This is a genomic window from Lactobacillus sp. N54.MGS-719, assembly GCF_000980505.1.
GTDB classification, from domain to species: domain Bacteria; phylum Bacillota; class Bacilli; order Lactobacillales; family Lactobacillaceae; genus Lactobacillus; species Lactobacillus amylovorus.
In genome coordinates this window covers 14,478-29,294 of record NZ_LARO01000007.1, presented here as the reverse complement: position 1 = coordinate 29,294, position 14,817 = coordinate 14,478, and the positions used below count along the sequence as shown (strand labels likewise).

Sequence of the window (14,817 nt, the reverse complement as noted above, 5' to 3'; positions counted from 1 at the left end):
TTCGAATCTAATTAATTAAAATAAACATTTTTAAAGTCATAAGGTACGCCTGTTGGGTTGAAGGATACACCTTTAACGTTGGTTTTAAGAAGTTGAGGATGAGCCACTTGGATTAATGGAATAGTACCTTGATCTTTCATTAAAATCTTTTCTGCCGCTACTAATTTGTCCCAGCGCTTCACAGGATCATTACCGTAAACATTTTCAGATTGATCAAGTAATTTATTGAATTGGTTGTTGTTCCAGCCGTTGTTGAGATAACTTGATCCTTTTTGGAAAACATCCAAGAAGTTAATTGGATCACCAAAAACAGCTTGCCAATTCTTGATTGTAATTTCGTAATTTCCAGCAGTTTGACGAGAAATTAATTGAGTAAATGGAATATTTTGAACTGAGATATTTACATTAGGTAAACGATCTAGTTGACTTTGTAAGAATTCAGCAGTTTGTTTTGAAGAATCATCGTCACTAGCTAACAATGTAACTTTAATAGACTTAATGCCAGTTTCCTTATAGCCCTCTTGCAATAAGGTTTTTGCCTTTTTAAGGTTATAGCTCACACCGCTTTTTACGTAAGCATCATTTTCAAATTGAGCACCAGTTTTTGGATTTGTGCCCATGCCTGATGGAACAAATCCTTTAGCTGGAATAGAACCGTCTTTCAAAATATTGTTAGCCAATTGCTGACGATTGATGGCATATGAGAATGCTTGTCTAATCTTAAGATCCTTGAATGCTTTAACTTTATTTTGATTTAATTCAAGACGACGAATAGCTGAAGAAAGTCTAGCGTGATAGCCAACCTTGTTTTTATTAGAAGTTACTTGTTGACCGGTTAAACCTGTTTCATCAGCTTTTCCAGCTTGGAAAAGATTATAGCTAGTGGTGGTTGATTCACTTACTTGTTCGTTAACTTTACTTAATTTAACGTCTTTAGCATCCCAATAATTTTTATTCTTTACTAAGCTCCACACTTTGTTGTTGCCGTTCCATTTAGTAAGAGTGAAAGGTCCAGAAGAAACAGTGTACTTTGCTTGTGTACCGTAAAGCTTACCGTATTTTTGCACTACTTTTTGATTTTGTGGGAAGAAAAGTGGCCAGGCAAGCAAGATTTTGAAGTAGCTGAGTGGACGAGTCAATTGAACTCTTAAATGGTATTTGGAAACTGCGGTAGCACCTAAGCTTGAAGGCTGCTTTTTTCCGCTATTAATGGCTTGAGCGTTCTTAATTTGGTAAAGATAGAATGCCATTTGTGATTTGGTAGCTGGATTGACAGTTCTTCTGTAAGAATAAACAAAATCTTTGGCTGTAATAGGATCACCGTTTGACCATTTAGCATTCTTTCGAAGGTAAAAATCATAGGTTTTACCGTTATTAGAGGTCTTTGCCTTAGTGGCGAGTGATAATTGTGGCTTATTGTTTTTGTCTAACCGATAAAGCCCATCACCAGTATTTAATAAGGCTTGGAAACTGGTGGTATCAGTAGCTAAAGACGGATCTTGAGTGGATAGTTGCGTGGTTTCTGACCAATTTAAAACTTGTTTTTTCTTTTGAGAGGCAGATTGATTACCACAGGCTGCAAGAGTAATTGCAGAAAGGATAATTGTACTTGTTGCTAAAATTTTCTTAGAAATCTTCATTGCTAAACTCCTTTTCATGCATAGATAAAAAATTAAGCAATGAGAAAGAAAAAACGCCTTACTAGATCATATTGATCTAATAGGGCGTTTATCACGCGGTACCACCTATTTTCATGGAAGTTTCACCTCGGTTCATGTACGGCTAAAAAGCGATACACTACCGCGATAAAGGGCGGACCCTGGATCTGCTAAATATCGCAGATTCATGCTCGAAGGCCATTTTCAAAAATAAAACAGGCATTTCTTTTCACCAAATTAGAAACTCTCTGTGGGAAGTTTTATCTTTTACTTTCCTTGTCATTGCTTAATTTGTCTTTAATGTTGCTATCATAGTATATCCTAGGAAATGATTTGTCAACAAAAAAATTAACGAATTATAAGTTCAGTCACTAATAAAGCTACAATAATCCAAACAACATTAAGCAGATAGACTAAGATTTTAGTCCATATCTTTTGATAAAGTTGCCCTGTTTGAAAAAGAAAATATAGTGCTAGTGCAGCTAAGATAACTGCGATTGTAGTTCCTGAAGAATTATGAATATTGAGATAAAAGTAGATTCCAGCAATGGCTGAAAAAAGCAGAGTGCCGAGAATCCAAAGCGTTTTTTTAGTTAGTTTCATGATTAATTTCTCCTTGACATTTAGTATAGCGTATCAAGAAGAAAAAATTAGTTAACAGTCACGTCTCCATCATCACTATGAGCAAATAAGACATTAGAGCTGGAAATATTTTTGGTATATGAGCCACCGTCGTCATCATTGTCATGATCGGTTCCCTTAAAGGTTACATCCCCATCATCAGAGGATAAATAATAGCCATGGGCGTTACTTTGCTTCACCTTGATATCTCCATCTTCTGAGGTGATTTTAGCTCCATTTGTTGTAAATAATTTATCAACTTCAATATCTCCGTCTTCTGAGTCGATCTTGGCTTTATTCTTTGCATACAAGCTATCAATCGTGATGTCTCCATCCTCAGCAGAAAGCGCAATATTTTTGGCTTGAATATTACCGTAAAAATCAACATCGCCATCTTCTAGATGCATATCGATTTTTTGCAATTCCTTTGCTGGCAAGTAGATAGCGATCACATTATCTTTAGAAATGCGATAACGCCCACCTTTATTTTCTTGTTTGATTGTTAAAATACCGTTTTTTATTTGAACGCTAGGTTTAAAGCGTATCAAGCCGCGATAAATAACTTTGTGTGTTTTGCCAACATGCAATTCAGTATCAACAATATCTGTCGAAACTTTCATAGAATTAAACTTCTGCTCAGAAAGTGTTTGTTTAACTACGGGACCAGAGTTTTTGTCAGTGTAAGTATGGAATTTACAGCCTGCTAGAAAAAGACCTAGAGTAAGAAATAACCCAGGCAATAATATAATTTTTTTGTTTTTCATAAACAATTCCCCCTACAGATATTTTATCGTAGAGTGAGATGCAAAAGATACAAAAAAATCCGCTCCATACGAGGAACGAATTTTGCTTATTTTTCTATAAATTAGTAACCAGGAAGAAGACAATGAATACCACGAATAGAATATACATCATCGGGGTAACTTCCTTAGCGCGCTTAGATGCGATCATTGTGATTGGGTAGGCGATCAAACCTAAAGCCAGACCATCTGAAATACTGTAAGTCAATGGCATCCCGACAACTGTTAAGAATGCAGGAAAAGCAATCTCAAATTTGTCCCAGTCGATCTTCTTCAAGTTGCTTGCCATCAAGACACCAACGATGATCAAAGCTGGAGCCGTTACAGTGGTTGGGATAACGGCAAGAAGTGGACTGAAGATCATACTGATGATAAAGAAGATACCAACAAAGATCGCGGTTAAACCAGTTCTACCGCCCATTGCGATACCGGCACTTGATTCTACTGAAGTACCAAGTGGAGCAGTACCAAAGACAGCACCTTCAACCATAGCAGTTGAGTCAGCTAAAAAGGCACGACCGATCCGTGGAATCTTACCATCTTTATCAACCATGCCGGCTTGTTCAGTCATACCGATCAAAGTACCAGCAGTATCAAAGAAAGTAACAAGTAAGAAGGTCAAAACAACCATCCAAAGTTGTGCGGTATTAATATCCTTTAAGTGGAAAACGGCTTGACCAAAGGTTGGTGCAATGCTTGGCGCACCTGAAACGATGCCGTGAGGCAATGGAATTTGACCAATGATCATACCGAAGATAGCAGTAACGATCATCCCGATGAAAATTGAACCAGGTACGTTCAAACACATCAAGATAACAGTTAAAATTAAACCGAACAAAGTAATCCAAACGGCAGGATTACTAAACTTGCCCAAGGTAACTAAAGTTGAATCGCTGTTAACGATTAATTGACCATTTTTTAACCCAATAAAGGCAATGAATAAACCAATACCAGCCGAAATTGCATACTTCATATCTTGTGGAATTGCATTAACCACCATTTCACGCAATTTGAAAACAGTGATTAAAATGAACAAGATTGATGCAACAAGCACAGCAGCTAAGGCTGTTTCCCAGGAAATATGCATCCCAACACATACGTTGTATGCGAAAAAGGCACCACTACCCAAGGTTGGAGCAAGCGCAATAGGATAGTTTGCGATGAATCCCATCAAGAAACAACCAATGGCAGTTGCTACTGCGGTAACCGTAAAGGCTGCACCTTTTGGAATACCAGCTGCGTGCAAAATGTTAGGGTTAACAAATAGTATGTAGGAGAGACTGACAAACGTAGTTAATGCAGCGATTAACTCGCGTTTAACAGTGGTATGAGCATCCTGTAAATGAAAGACTTTATCTAATGTCTGCATTTTTCCTCCAAAACAAATGAAAAAAGGACACAGTTACGCACCAACTATGGGTAAAAGATGTCCTTTTTTCATTTATGACGTCTAAATACCTATAGTCCTGAATTTATGGTTCAGGGTAGACACTGTCGACCTTATCTCGACGATATATAGATATATTGATTGTTAAGTATTCTAGCAGAAATCTAGTAGATAAGCAAATTGGGGTTGGGAGGAGATGTCTTATAGTTATTTCCTGAGAAATAAAAAACAAGTAGCTGTTAACTACTTGTTTTTGAAAGAGGTATTTTACTAGTGAAATTAGCTAGACATTTAAAACGATGTAATAGATAACGAATACTACAAATAGAATCCACATCATTGGCGTAATCTCTTTGAAACGCTTTGCTGCGATCATTGAGATTGGGTAAACGATAATTCCCCAACCTAAACCGTCTGAGATAGAGTATGTAAGAGGCATTCCGATGGCAATAAGGAAACATGGAATGGCGATTTCGAGGTTGGTCCAATGTACGTTAGCCAAGTTTTCGGCCATCAGTACACCAACAATGATTAAGGCAGGAGCAGTTACTTGAGTAGTAAAGACACTTAAGATTGGACTAAAGATTGTAGAAATGAGGAAGAAGATACCTACCCAAACTGCGGTTAAACCGGTTCTACCACCAACGGCAATACCAGAACTTGATTCAACAAATGCACCAACTGGTGAAGTACCAAGAACTGAACCAACAAGCATACCAGATGAGTCGGCAGCTAAAGCTTCACCGGCACGTGGCATCTTGTTGTCTTTCATCAAACCAGCTTGTTGAACCAAACCGATCAAGGTACCAGTGGTATCGAAGAAGGTAACAAGTAAGAAGGTGAAGACAACTACCCACATTTGAACGGTGTTGATGTCACCGATATGGAAGATTGCTTGACCAAACGTTGGAGCGATGCTTGGAACAGATGAGATAATACTCTTAGGCATTGGAATTTGACCAATAACGACACCGAAGACAGCAGATATAATCATACCGATGAAGATGGCACCCGGTACACGGGCAATCATCAAGAAGATAGTAATGGATAAACCGAAAATAGTGATCCAAACAGTTGGATTGTTAAGGCTACCGATAGTAACCAAAGTTGAGTCACTGTTTTGAATTAACTTACCACCTTGAAGACCGATGAAGGCGATGAATAAACCGATACCGGCAGAAATAGCATATTTAATGTCTGCAGGTATCGCATCAATGATCATCTCACGAACTTTAAAGACAGTTAGTAAAATGAAAAGAATTGATGCAACAAAAACGGCAGCTAAAGCTGTTTGCCATTTAACGTGCATGCCAAGACAAACTGTGTAAGTGAAGAATGCGTTCAAACCTAACGTTGGAGCTGAAGCGATTGGATAGTTGGCAACAAGTCCCATTACGATACAGGTAAATGCAGCAGATAATGCGGTAACGGTGAACAAAGCACCTTTATCCATACCACTAGCGCCCAAAACATTGGGGTTGACGAACAGAATGTAAGACATACTTACAAAAGTAGTTAGGCCGGCTAAAAGCTCGGTCTTAAAGGAGCTATTGTTCTCCTTTAAATGAAAGAAATTACTGATTGCGTTCATTTAGTCCTCCAAAATTTGTATAAAGTGAACATTCAATTAAGATTATACATCTAATGTTAATAATTTCAATAGAAAAAGAGTGAAATATTTGCTTTTTGAAGTTTTTTCGGGAATATTTAGCTTATTCTTGACTTTAACGCAGCGTAAACCCGTATATTTAAGTTGTGAGGTGAGAAAGTAATGTCAGAAGAATACACAATCGGAGATCTAGCAAAACAGTTGAATATAACCACCAGGACAATTCGCTATTATGATCAAAAAGGCCTGGTTAAACCAAGCAGAGTGAGTGAAAGTGGCTATCGTTTATATTCAAATGAGCAGATAAAACAATTAAAACTGATTATCTTTTTAAAAGAACTAGGCTTTTCACTCAAGGATATTCAAAAGATATTGGAGGATCCAAATAGTGAAAAAACGATTGGTCTTTTACTTAAAGATCAAATGGAAAGAAATAGCCAGGAAGTACAAAAACTAGAAAAGCAAAATAAGAAAATAGTGCAATTGCAGAAGGCATTAAATAAACCTAAAGGTATTGCTGAAGTTACTGACATTACGAAGATTATGAATAATGAAACTAGGTATAAAGAATTAACACGTTCAATGTGGAAGCTGTCAGCAGTGGAAATTGCTGTTGAGCTGATTGGTATGACATTTATCGCGTACTGTATCATCAATAAGATGAACACTACGGCTTATATTTCGGTAGCTGTTTTAGTAGTAATCTTGGTTGCAATGTCTGTTGTGCTACTTAAAAATTATTATCAAAAGGTGGCATATATTTGTCCAAATTGTGATTACAAGTTTGTTCCTGAACTTAAGAAGTTTATGTTTGCGGCACATACGCCGCATACTAGAAGATTACGTTGCCCAAACTGTCATAAAAAATCATATTGTTTGGAAACTGTACGCTAGTATTTCCAGGGAAATACACATTTTTAAGAAGCTGTTATCGAGTATATTCGATAAAAGGCTCCTTTTTTGCAATCCTATCGATTATACTCGATAAGATTAATAATTTTAGTGTTTTCATCGATTATAATCGATATAAATAGGAAAAAGTGTAAGCAAAAAGGACTAAGCTCAAATTCAAACTTAGTCCTTTCTTTATATCTATTTTATTTAAAAGTTCAGTACCCACAGGAAGATGATGAATACGAAGAATAGTACCCACATCATCGGGCTGATTTCCTTACCACGCTTAGCTGCAAGCATGCAGATTGGGTAAGTGATCATACCCCATGACAAACCATCAGAAATTGAGTAAGTAAGTGGCATACCCAAAATGATGAGGAATGCAGGAACCGCAATTTCTAACTTGTTCCAGTGGATGTGAGCAGTGTTTTGGGCCATCAATACACCAACGATAATCAAGGCTGGTGCAGTAACTTGACTAGTGAACACACCCAAAAGTGGACTGAAGATCATTGAGATCAAGAAGAAGATAGCAACGAAAACTGCAGTCAAACCAGTTCTACCACCAACGGCGATACCGGCACTTGATTCAACGAACGCACCAACTGGTGAAGTACCCAAAATTGAACCAACAGCCATCGCACTTGAGTCGGCAGCCAAAGCCTTACCAACACGTGGCATCTTGTTGTTCTTCATGAAACCGGCTTGTTGAGCAAGACCAATCAAAGTACCGGCAGTATCGAAGAAGGTAACAAGCAAGAAAGTTAATACGACAACCCACATTTGAACGGAGTTAATGTCCTTAATGTGGAAGATAGCTTGACCAAAAGTTGGAGCTAAACTTGGAGCAGTTGAGATCACCTTATGTGGCAATGCGATTTGACCGGTACAAATACCGAAGATAGCGGCTAAAACCATCCCGATGAAAATCGCACCAGGAACGTTCAAGATCATCAAGATAACGGTCACAAGCAAACCAAAAATGGTGATCCAAACAAGGGGATCATGAAGTGAGCCTAAGCCAACCAGAGTTGATTTATTTGCGACGATTAACTTACCGTTTTGTAAGCCTAAGAAGGCGATGAATAAACCAATACCTGATGAAATAGCAAACTTCAGGTCAGCTGGAATTGAATCAATAATCTTTTCACGCAATTTAAATAAAGTGATCAAAATGAAGATAATTGATGCAACGAAGACACTGGCTAAAGCAGTTTGCCATGAAACGTGCATCCCCACACAAACGGTGTAAGCAAAGAATGCGTTAATACCAAGGGCTGGTGCTTCACCAATTGGGTAGTTTGCAACAATACCCATGATGGCACTACCAAGCGCACTGGCCAAAGCAGTAGCAGTAAACACAGCACCTGTGTTCATACCACTAGCACCCAAAACGCTAGGGTTAACAAACAAAATGTATGACATACTAATGAAAGTAGTCAAACCAGCAATAAATTCGACTTTAATACTGGTGTTGTATTTATCTAATTGAAAATATTTCCTAATAAAATTCATAAATCTCTCTCCAAAGAATTGTTCGTGTTTTTACTTCGTAAAAGCAACCCTTATACTTTAGCATTGATATTTAGATTTGTAAACACGAATTATTGGCAAGAAAATATGCTAATTTATTATAATTCACTGTACAAAAATAGTTTTAAAACACTAAATTACTTTCATTCTCCGTTTTTTAGCATTATTCTTAATTACATAGATCAAACAGATTAAGGGTGAAAGAATGTCCGCAAAACTTATTTTTTCAGATATTGATGGCACGCTAATTAACAATGAATTAAAGGTAACGCCTAAAACGCGTGACGCAATCAGACATCAAATTATCAATGGTAATATTTTTATACCAGCTTCAGCTCGTCTTCCTAAAGGCATTATGACGGCAGTAGGACAGATTCTTAAGGTCTTTCCGATGATTGCCTATAATGGTGCCTTAGCGCTAGATGAGACCGGTAGAGCGCTAATTACGCGCTTTTTTGAAGCAAAGGAAGCTGCAGAAATTTGCCGTTATGTTGAAGAGCAAAATAACGGTGCTGCTTGGAATATTTATAGCGGCTATGTGTGGTATAGTGCAGAAAAAGAAAGCGACTGGGTCAAAAAAGAAGAAAGCATTGTTGATGTGAAATCTACTAAAACCAGCATTGAACAAATCGCAAAACTGCAAGGTGTACACAAGGGCTTAATCATGGGTGAGCCTAAAGAAATTGACCGCATGCAAAAGGAACTTTCAAAGAAATATATTGACCTTGATTTTGTAAAGTCTTCACCAACGCTACTTGAAATCGTCTTAAAGGGCGTAAGCAAGAGAAGCGCAGTTGAAATCGTAGCTCAAGAATATGGTGTAGATCTAAAAGACTGCCTCGCTTTTGGCGACAACTATAACGATGAAGAAATGTTAAGAGCAGTGGGGCATCCCTTCTTAATGGGCAATGCACCAGAAGACTTGAAAAAGCAATTTAAGCCAGAAAATATCACTTTAGATAATAATCATGATGGTATTGCCAAAGCTTTAGAGAGCATCGAATAAAGAAAATTTATGCATACGAAAAGAGCTAGGACGTTAAATCCTAGCTCTTTTTCAATTATTACCTGGGAAATTAAGCTTCGATTTGGATATCAGTTGATTTGTCCCAGTCCATTGGTAACTTACCAACTTCCTTCAATTTATCAACGATTTGATCAAGTACGATTTCACGATCTTCTTCAGAAGACATGAAGTCATATTTGTCACCATCAATTTCCATCTTTGGTGAGTAATCGTACTTGTCATACCATGGCTTGTAGTAGCGAAGCAATCTCTTGTAGTAGTCTTCAAGAGTTGAATCGTGGCTCAATTGTTCGTATGGACGGCCACGTTTTTGAATACGTTTAATCATTGTGTCGTAAGAAACGTTGATGTGAACAAGCAAGTCAGGGTTCTTCTTAGGCATTCTGTCTAATTCACCCATCATATTGTGTAAAAGTTCATAGTAAGTGTCGACTTCCTCAGGAGTGGCACGACCAATGTCAGCGTTCATTTGGAAGAAGAGCGCATCTTCATAGATAGAGCGGTCCAACACGTTATTATCTTGAGTCAATGCGTCTTTAATGCTGTGAAAACGTGTATTTAAGAAGTATACCTGCAATAAGAAAGCATATTTCTTAGGATCAGCATAAAAAAGTGGCAGAACTGGATTGTCGTCAACACTTTCATAAAATGGCTTAGTGCCTAAATATTTAGATAAAATACCTGTTAAACTGGATTTTCCGGCTCCAATTGGCCCACTTAAAACAATAACTGTCATCACGTTCCTTCTTTTTATTTAGTTTTATAAGTTACCTATTTCGTGCAACTTCTCGTCAATTTCTTTCAATACTTCCCTTTGAGCATCAATGCTAGAAACAAAATCGAGTTTATCACCATTGATAGCCATCTTAGGTGAAGCATCATATTGTTCATACCATGGTTCATAATATCTAAGTAGTCTAGCATAGTAGTCCTTCAAACCTGGATCTGTACTAATTTGTTCAAAGGAACGACCACGTTTTTTAATGCGCTTAAGCATGGTATCAAGTGAAACATGGATATAGATAAGCAAATCGGGCTTCTTGCTTGGATTGCCTGGCGTATCTTCCATCATATTTTCAAGCAAATCGTCATAGATCTTAAATTCTGTAGGATCTGCGACCTTGTTATCGGCGTTCATCTTGAAGAAAAGTGCATCTTCATAGATAGAACGATCGGATACGCTGTTCTTATCTTGAATAGCTTGATTGATTTGAGCTAAACGGTGGTTAAGCAAATAAGTGTTAAGCAAAAAGGTGTAACGCTTCATATTTTTATAGTAGAGGGGTAAAACAGGATTGCTGTCAACGCCTTCGTAAAATGCTTGCGTACCTAAATGTTCTGCTAAGATACTGGTTAAACTGGATTTTCCGGCTCCAATTGGCCCGCTTAAAACAATAACTTGAATCACATTCTTTCTTAAATACCAGATATTGGACAATTAATAAGTTTAATACAAGATATTGTGGCACACAAGCTCTTTTTTAATTCTGTTTCACGCGAAAAAGTCAAGGGTAGAAATGAAAAATCGGATAGGAATGAAACATAATTCAATTAGAACAGAAAAATTGTAAAAAATGAAGTTATCTAAAAATAAAGCAGGTAATTCTAGTACTCAAAAAATCCCGGATTTAAAATTAACAAAAATAGCTAGGTCTTCTACGATTGTAGAAAGCCTAGCCTTTTATTTTTAGAGATAAATTGTCATTTAGTTCTTGTATTTGTCGTCTAGCTCTTGAGCTGCAGCCTTATCAACAATAACAGTTACATCAGGGTGCTTTTGTAAAATTGATGCAGGAACGTCTTCAGTAATAGGGCCTTCGATCATTTCCTTGATAGCGTGAGCCTTCTTTTCACCGAATGCCATCAAAACGATCTTCTTAGATTGCATGATGTTAGCAGTACCCATGCAGATAGCGCTCTTTGGAACTTCGTCTTCGTTGTCGAAGAAACGAGCGTTAGCTTCAATAGTGTTTTCAGTTAATTTAACTTCGTGAGTACCGATGTCAAATGGAGTACCTGGTTCGTTGAAGGCGATGTGGCCGTTACGACCGATACCTAATAATTGGATGTCGATAGGATTGTCCTTAATAATTTGGTCGTATTTTTTGCAGAATGCTGGAATATCTTTTGCCATACCATCTGGAACGTAAGTCTTCTTGAATGGCTTCTTGTCGAATAAGTGCTTTTGCATGAAGTAGTGGTAACTTTGAGGATTGTCTGGTGTTAAGCCAACATATTCATCAAGGTTGATACTAGTAAGATCTTCACAATTAAGGTCGCTCTTTACCCAGTTTTGGTAAAGTGTTTCAGGGGTAGAACCGGTTGCTAAACCTAATACCTTAGCACCGTTCTTAATACCTTTTTCAAAAATTTCGAATGCTTTTGCTCCGCCTTGAATTTTGTTTTCTGTAACAATAACTTTCATAATAAATCCTCCCCATTTACTGGTCTAGTCCATTATAAAGTGGAATAGACCATTTTGTCAATTAAATAAAAAGAAATATTCTTAACTATGTTAGAATTTGAGTAAAGGAAGTGAATAAGGATGGATTTTGAAAAATTAACGGGATTAGGTATAGGTACATGGAATATTGGTGAAGAACCCAGAAAAAAAGATGAAGAAATAGCCGCAATCCGTTATGGACTGGATCATGGGATAAACATTATTGATACAGCCGAGATGTACGGTGAAGGTAAAAGCGAGAAGTTGGTAGGTGAAGCCATTAAAGGCTATGATAGAAGCAAATTATTTTTGATTTCAAAATTCTATCCCTATCATGCAACGCCAGAATTAGAACGGCAGAGTTTGGAAGCTAGTTTGGAAAGACTAGGCACAGATTATTTGGATCTCTATTTACTTCACTGGCGTGGCAATCATCGCTTATCTGATACAATTCGTGGCCTTGAAGCTTTGCAAAAAGAAGGTTTGATTCGTCATTGGGGCGTTTCAAACTTCGATACTAGCGATATGAAGGAACTTTTCACGGTACCTGGTGGAGATAAATGTTTTGCCAATGAAGACCTGTACAATTTAAATGAGCGAGGAACCGAGTATGACTTACAAGATTGGCAAAAAAAGCATGGTGTAAGTTTTATCGGCTATTCACCGTTTAATTCGGGTGCTGGCGATACGATTCGCATTACACGTAATTTGAAAATTGTTGCGCGTGATCATGGCGTTACGCCACATCAGATTATGCTTGCTTGGACAATGCGCAATGGCAATGTTTTAGCTATTCCTAAGGCTGCCAAGATCAAGCATATGAAGGAAAATATTGCTGCTCAAAATATCAAATTAACTGAAGACGAAATGCGTTTGATTAACAGCGATTTCCCTGCTCCAACTGAAAAAGAACCACTATCAGTCATTTGATTACAAGATATAGTATTTGAGAGCACACTATTCACTATATCTTGTGGATAACTTTGTGCATATGTGTAAAAAAATCTGTTTCATGTGAAACAGATTTTTTTTTACTTTTATATTTTAATCTTGCCAGCTAAAATTTTGCTTCGAGCTATTTGCACATCTTTCCAGATATTCGGAGCTATTTGTCCTGGCAGAATTGAGACAGCATTGTTTTTTAAACCATAGGTAATCATTTTTCCACCAGGAAATTTATCCTGATAACTGCGGCTGGCGATATCCTTAGTCGCAACGTTAACACCGGTGATTACAGACGTTAAAACAAAGTTGGCTTCTTGACCGCCTTTGGCATAATATTTGCCTAAATCAGATTGATCGGCATCAACGCCAATTACCCAAACGCGATCTTGGGCAGGGCGAGCTTGATTGATAAATCTCGCTGTTTGGAATAGGCCGCCTCCAGCATTGCCTGCTGCATGGAAGATCACATCTACGTTTTTATCATACATGTTTGTAGCGATACTTTGCGCCCTTACAGTGTCAGTAAAATTGCCCACATTTTGATCGTAGATGGTAACATTTTTGTGCAATTTTTTAGCTTGGTCTGCTACACCTTGAGTAAAACCACGCTTAAATGAAGCAATCACGCTATTGTTAGCACCGCCAATGAAACCGACTTTACCCGTTTTGGTTTGGCTTGCAGTCGCAACGCCAGCTAGATATGCACCTTCATCTTTTCTAAAGCGGACAGATGCCACGTTTTTATAGCCTTTAATGGTATCATCCATGATAACGAAATTCTTTTTAGGATTACTTTTGGCAGCGGAGATAATGGCACTTTTAGATTCGTTACCGATACCAAAGATAGTCTGGTATTTTTGCCGGATCGCCTTATTAATACCTTTTTTCAAATCAGCCTGATTTTTAACTTGAAAGTATTGGTAGCCATCTGTGCCTCTATCTAATTTGTATTCGCTGCCATAATCCTTCAGTCCTTTCCAAGCGGCCTGATTAAAAGATTGGTCATCGATTTTACCATCTGTAACTAAAGCGACAGATTTTGAAGCATTGTCATCCGTATTGTTTGAAGTAGAGCACGCAGAGAGGGTGCCCATTGCTAATAGAACTACTAAAAATAATTTTTTGAAATGCATATAAATTCCTTTTCTTAATCTGTACTTATTGTACAAGAACCAAGGTATTTTTACTGAAAAAATTATTCATCTATGATTTAATTTAATGTTGTCGAAACAAAATGAATTGGAGAAATTGAATGAGACGAGAAGAAACGAAGAGAATGGCAATTACTGCCGTATTTGCTGCGCTATTGATTATTCAAACCTTTGTGCCTAATATTGGCTACATTAGAGTTATTCCAGCTCTTCCTGCCATCACTACTATTCCATTAACAATCGCAGTTTATGGCACATTAATGGGACCGAAGGCTGGTTTTATCTTTGGTCTCTTCTGGGGAATTACCAGATTGATTATAGCGTACACTCAACCAGGGGATATGGTTAGTTTAATGCTATTTCAAAATCCGGTAATTTCGCTTGTGCCAAGTATTTTAGCTGGCTATTTTCCGGGACTTATTGGCAAATACTTTGATCAATCAAGATATGATAAAGTAAGCTATATCGTGAGTGGTGCCGCCACTTCTTTGACTAATACGGTTATGGTGATCGTGTTAACTAGTCTATTTTTTATGCATGATCCAGCAAGTTTGGTGCAACATTTGGGCAATTATAATTCAAGTTCACCACTGATCTTGATTTTGATTTCGGCCCTTGGCTTAAACGGATTGCTTGAGGCGGTTTTTACAGCAATCGTTACACCAATTATCGTAACGCCACTTAAAATAGTGTTGAAAAAGCATTAATTTATCCATGAAAAAACGCATTACCAATGTAATGCGTTTTTT

General features: G+C 37.5%; 14 protein-coding genes, 1 riboswitch and 1 other annotated feature. Of the genes, 4 read left to right on the top strand and 10 right to left on the bottom strand.

What is annotated here, in order from left to right:
* Positions 1–11 precede the first annotated feature (11 nt).
* The 5 genes from WS44_RS02365 to WS44_RS02345 all read right to left on the bottom strand — a co-directional run bounded on the left by WS44_RS02365 (position 12) and on the right by WS44_RS02345 (position 6,057).
* Positions 12–1,640: a peptide ABC transporter substrate-binding protein gene (locus tag WS44_RS02365; RefSeq protein ID WP_046432875.1), complete on the bottom strand. Its 1,629-nt coding sequence runs from the start codon at positions 1,638–1,640 to the stop codon at positions 12–14.
* Positions 1,641–1,717: 77 nt separating this feature from the next.
* Positions 1,718–1,950 (bottom strand) — a binding site (T-box leader).
* Positions 1,951–2,006: 56 nt separating this feature from the next.
* Complete coding sequence (locus WS44_RS02360; RefSeq protein WP_013438800.1) at positions 2,007–2,261, bottom strand: hypothetical protein; 255 nt, start codon at positions 2,259–2,261, stop codon at positions 2,007–2,009.
* Positions 2,262–2,308: 47 nt separating this feature from the next.
* Positions 2,309–3,043, bottom strand: a complete 735-nt coding sequence (locus WS44_RS02355) for a DUF4097 family beta strand repeat-containing protein (RefSeq protein ID WP_013438799.1) — start codon at positions 3,041–3,043, stop codon at positions 2,309–2,311.
* 94 nt (positions 3,044–3,137) lie between these two features.
* On the bottom strand, positions 3,138–4,448 hold the full coding sequence (locus tag WS44_RS02350) for an NCS2 family permease (RefSeq protein ID WP_022087610.1): 1,311 nt from the start codon (positions 4,446–4,448) through the stop codon (positions 3,138–3,140).
* Positions 4,449–4,520: 72 nt separating this feature from the next.
* Positions 4,521–4,618: riboswitch (purine riboswitch) on the bottom strand.
* Between the two features lie 131 nt (positions 4,619–4,749).
* Complete coding sequence (locus WS44_RS02345; RefSeq protein ID WP_046432871.1) at positions 4,750–6,057, bottom strand: NCS2 family permease; 1,308 nt, start codon at positions 6,055–6,057, stop codon at positions 4,750–4,752.
* A gap of 180 nt (positions 6,058–6,237) precedes the next feature.
* Between WS44_RS02345 and WS44_RS02340 the strand changes: the two genes are divergently transcribed.
* The gene (locus WS44_RS02340) at positions 6,238–6,969 is read left to right on the top strand and encodes a MerR family transcriptional regulator (RefSeq protein ID WP_013642591.1); all 732 of its coding nucleotides are present in this window, start codon (positions 6,238–6,240) and stop codon (positions 6,967–6,969) included.
* Between the two features lie 207 nt (positions 6,970–7,176).
* Here the strand turns inward: WS44_RS02340 and WS44_RS02335 are convergent, their stop codons facing one another.
* Positions 7,177–8,484, bottom strand: a complete 1,308-nt coding sequence (locus WS44_RS02335) for an NCS2 family permease (RefSeq protein ID WP_013438790.1) — start codon at positions 8,482–8,484, stop codon at positions 7,177–7,179.
* A gap of 223 nt (positions 8,485–8,707) precedes the next feature.
* Between WS44_RS02335 and WS44_RS02330 the strand changes: the two genes are divergently transcribed.
* Positions 8,708–9,508: a Cof-type HAD-IIB family hydrolase gene (locus WS44_RS02330; RefSeq protein WP_014566260.1), complete on the top strand. Its 801-nt coding sequence runs from the start codon at positions 8,708–8,710 to the stop codon at positions 9,506–9,508.
* Between the two features lie 70 nt (positions 9,509–9,578).
* Here the strand turns inward: WS44_RS02330 and WS44_RS02325 are convergent, their stop codons facing one another.
* The 3 genes from WS44_RS02325 to nagB form a co-directional block, all read right to left on the bottom strand.
* Complete coding sequence (locus WS44_RS02325) at positions 9,579–10,265, bottom strand: deoxynucleoside kinase (RefSeq protein WP_013642589.1); 687 nt, start codon at positions 10,263–10,265, stop codon at positions 9,579–9,581.
* A gap of 24 nt (positions 10,266–10,289) precedes the next feature.
* Positions 10,290–10,937, bottom strand: coding sequence for a deoxynucleoside kinase (locus WS44_RS02320; protein WP_013642588.1), 648 nt, complete (start codon positions 10,935–10,937; stop codon positions 10,290–10,292).
* 297 nt (positions 10,938–11,234) lie between these two features.
* Positions 11,235–11,954 (bottom strand): glucosamine-6-phosphate deaminase, encoded by a 720-nt coding sequence (nagB, locus tag WS44_RS02315; RefSeq protein WP_014566259.1) that lies wholly within the window; start codon positions 11,952–11,954, stop codon positions 11,235–11,237.
* Between the two features lie 120 nt (positions 11,955–12,074).
* Here nagB and WS44_RS02310 point away from each other — a divergent pair, with 120 nt between their 5' ends.
* Positions 12,075–12,902: an aldo/keto reductase gene (locus WS44_RS02310; protein ID WP_013642585.1), complete on the top strand. Its 828-nt coding sequence runs from the start codon at positions 12,075–12,077 to the stop codon at positions 12,900–12,902.
* 107 nt (positions 12,903–13,009) lie between these two features.
* Here the strand turns inward: WS44_RS02310 and WS44_RS02305 are convergent, their stop codons facing one another.
* Entirely contained in the window at positions 13,010–14,050 is a 1,041-nt protein-coding gene (locus tag WS44_RS02305; protein ID WP_014566258.1) for a BMP family ABC transporter substrate-binding protein, read from the bottom strand.
* A gap of 119 nt (positions 14,051–14,169) precedes the next feature.
* On the opposite strand from WS44_RS02305, the gene WS44_RS02300 reads away from it, so the two are divergent.
* The gene (locus WS44_RS02300; RefSeq protein ID WP_013438783.1) at positions 14,170–14,775 is read left to right on the top strand and encodes an ECF transporter S component; all 606 of its coding nucleotides are present in this window, start codon (positions 14,170–14,172) and stop codon (positions 14,773–14,775) included.
* The last annotated feature ends 42 nt before the right edge of the window (positions 14,776–14,817 follow it).

Coding starts and splice junctions, on each gene's coding strand:
- WS44_RS02365 (WP_046432875.1), bottom strand. CDS start 1,640: ATGAAGATTTCTAAGAAAATTTTAGCAACAAGTACAATTATCCTTTCT.
- WS44_RS02360 (WP_013438800.1), bottom strand. CDS start 2,261: ATGAAACTAACTAAAAAAACGCTTTGGATTCTCGGCACTCTGCTTTTT.
- WS44_RS02355 (WP_013438799.1), bottom strand. CDS start 3,043: ATGAAAAACAAAAAAATTATATTATTGCCTGGGTTATTTCTTACTCTA.
- WS44_RS02350 (WP_022087610.1), bottom strand. CDS start 4,448: ATGCAGACATTAGATAAAGTCTTTCATTTACAGGATGCTCATACCACT.
- WS44_RS02345 (WP_046432871.1), bottom strand. CDS start 6,057: ATGAACGCAATCAGTAATTTCTTTCATTTAAAGGAGAACAATAGCTCC.
- WS44_RS02340 (WP_013642591.1), top strand. CDS start 6,238: ATGTCAGAAGAATACACAATCGGAGATCTAGCAAAACAGTTGAATATA.
- WS44_RS02335 (WP_013438790.1), bottom strand. CDS start 8,484: ATGAATTTTATTAGGAAATATTTTCAATTAGATAAATACAACACCAGT.
- WS44_RS02330 (WP_014566260.1), top strand. CDS start 8,708: ATGTCCGCAAAACTTATTTTTTCAGATATTGATGGCACGCTAATTAAC.
- WS44_RS02325 (WP_013642589.1), bottom strand. CDS start 10,265: ATGACAGTTATTGTTTTAAGTGGGCCAATTGGAGCCGGAAAATCCAGT.
- nagB (WP_014566259.1), bottom strand. CDS start 11,954: ATGAAAGTTATTGTTACAGAAAACAAAATTCAAGGCGGAGCAAAAGCA.
- WS44_RS02310 (WP_013642585.1), top strand. CDS start 12,075: ATGGATTTTGAAAAATTAACGGGATTAGGTATAGGTACATGGAATATT.
- WS44_RS02305 (WP_014566258.1), bottom strand. CDS start 14,050: ATGCATTTCAAAAAATTATTTTTAGTAGTTCTATTAGCAATGGGCACC.
- WS44_RS02300 (WP_013438783.1), top strand. CDS start 14,170: ATGAGACGAGAAGAAACGAAGAGAATGGCAATTACTGCCGTATTTGCT.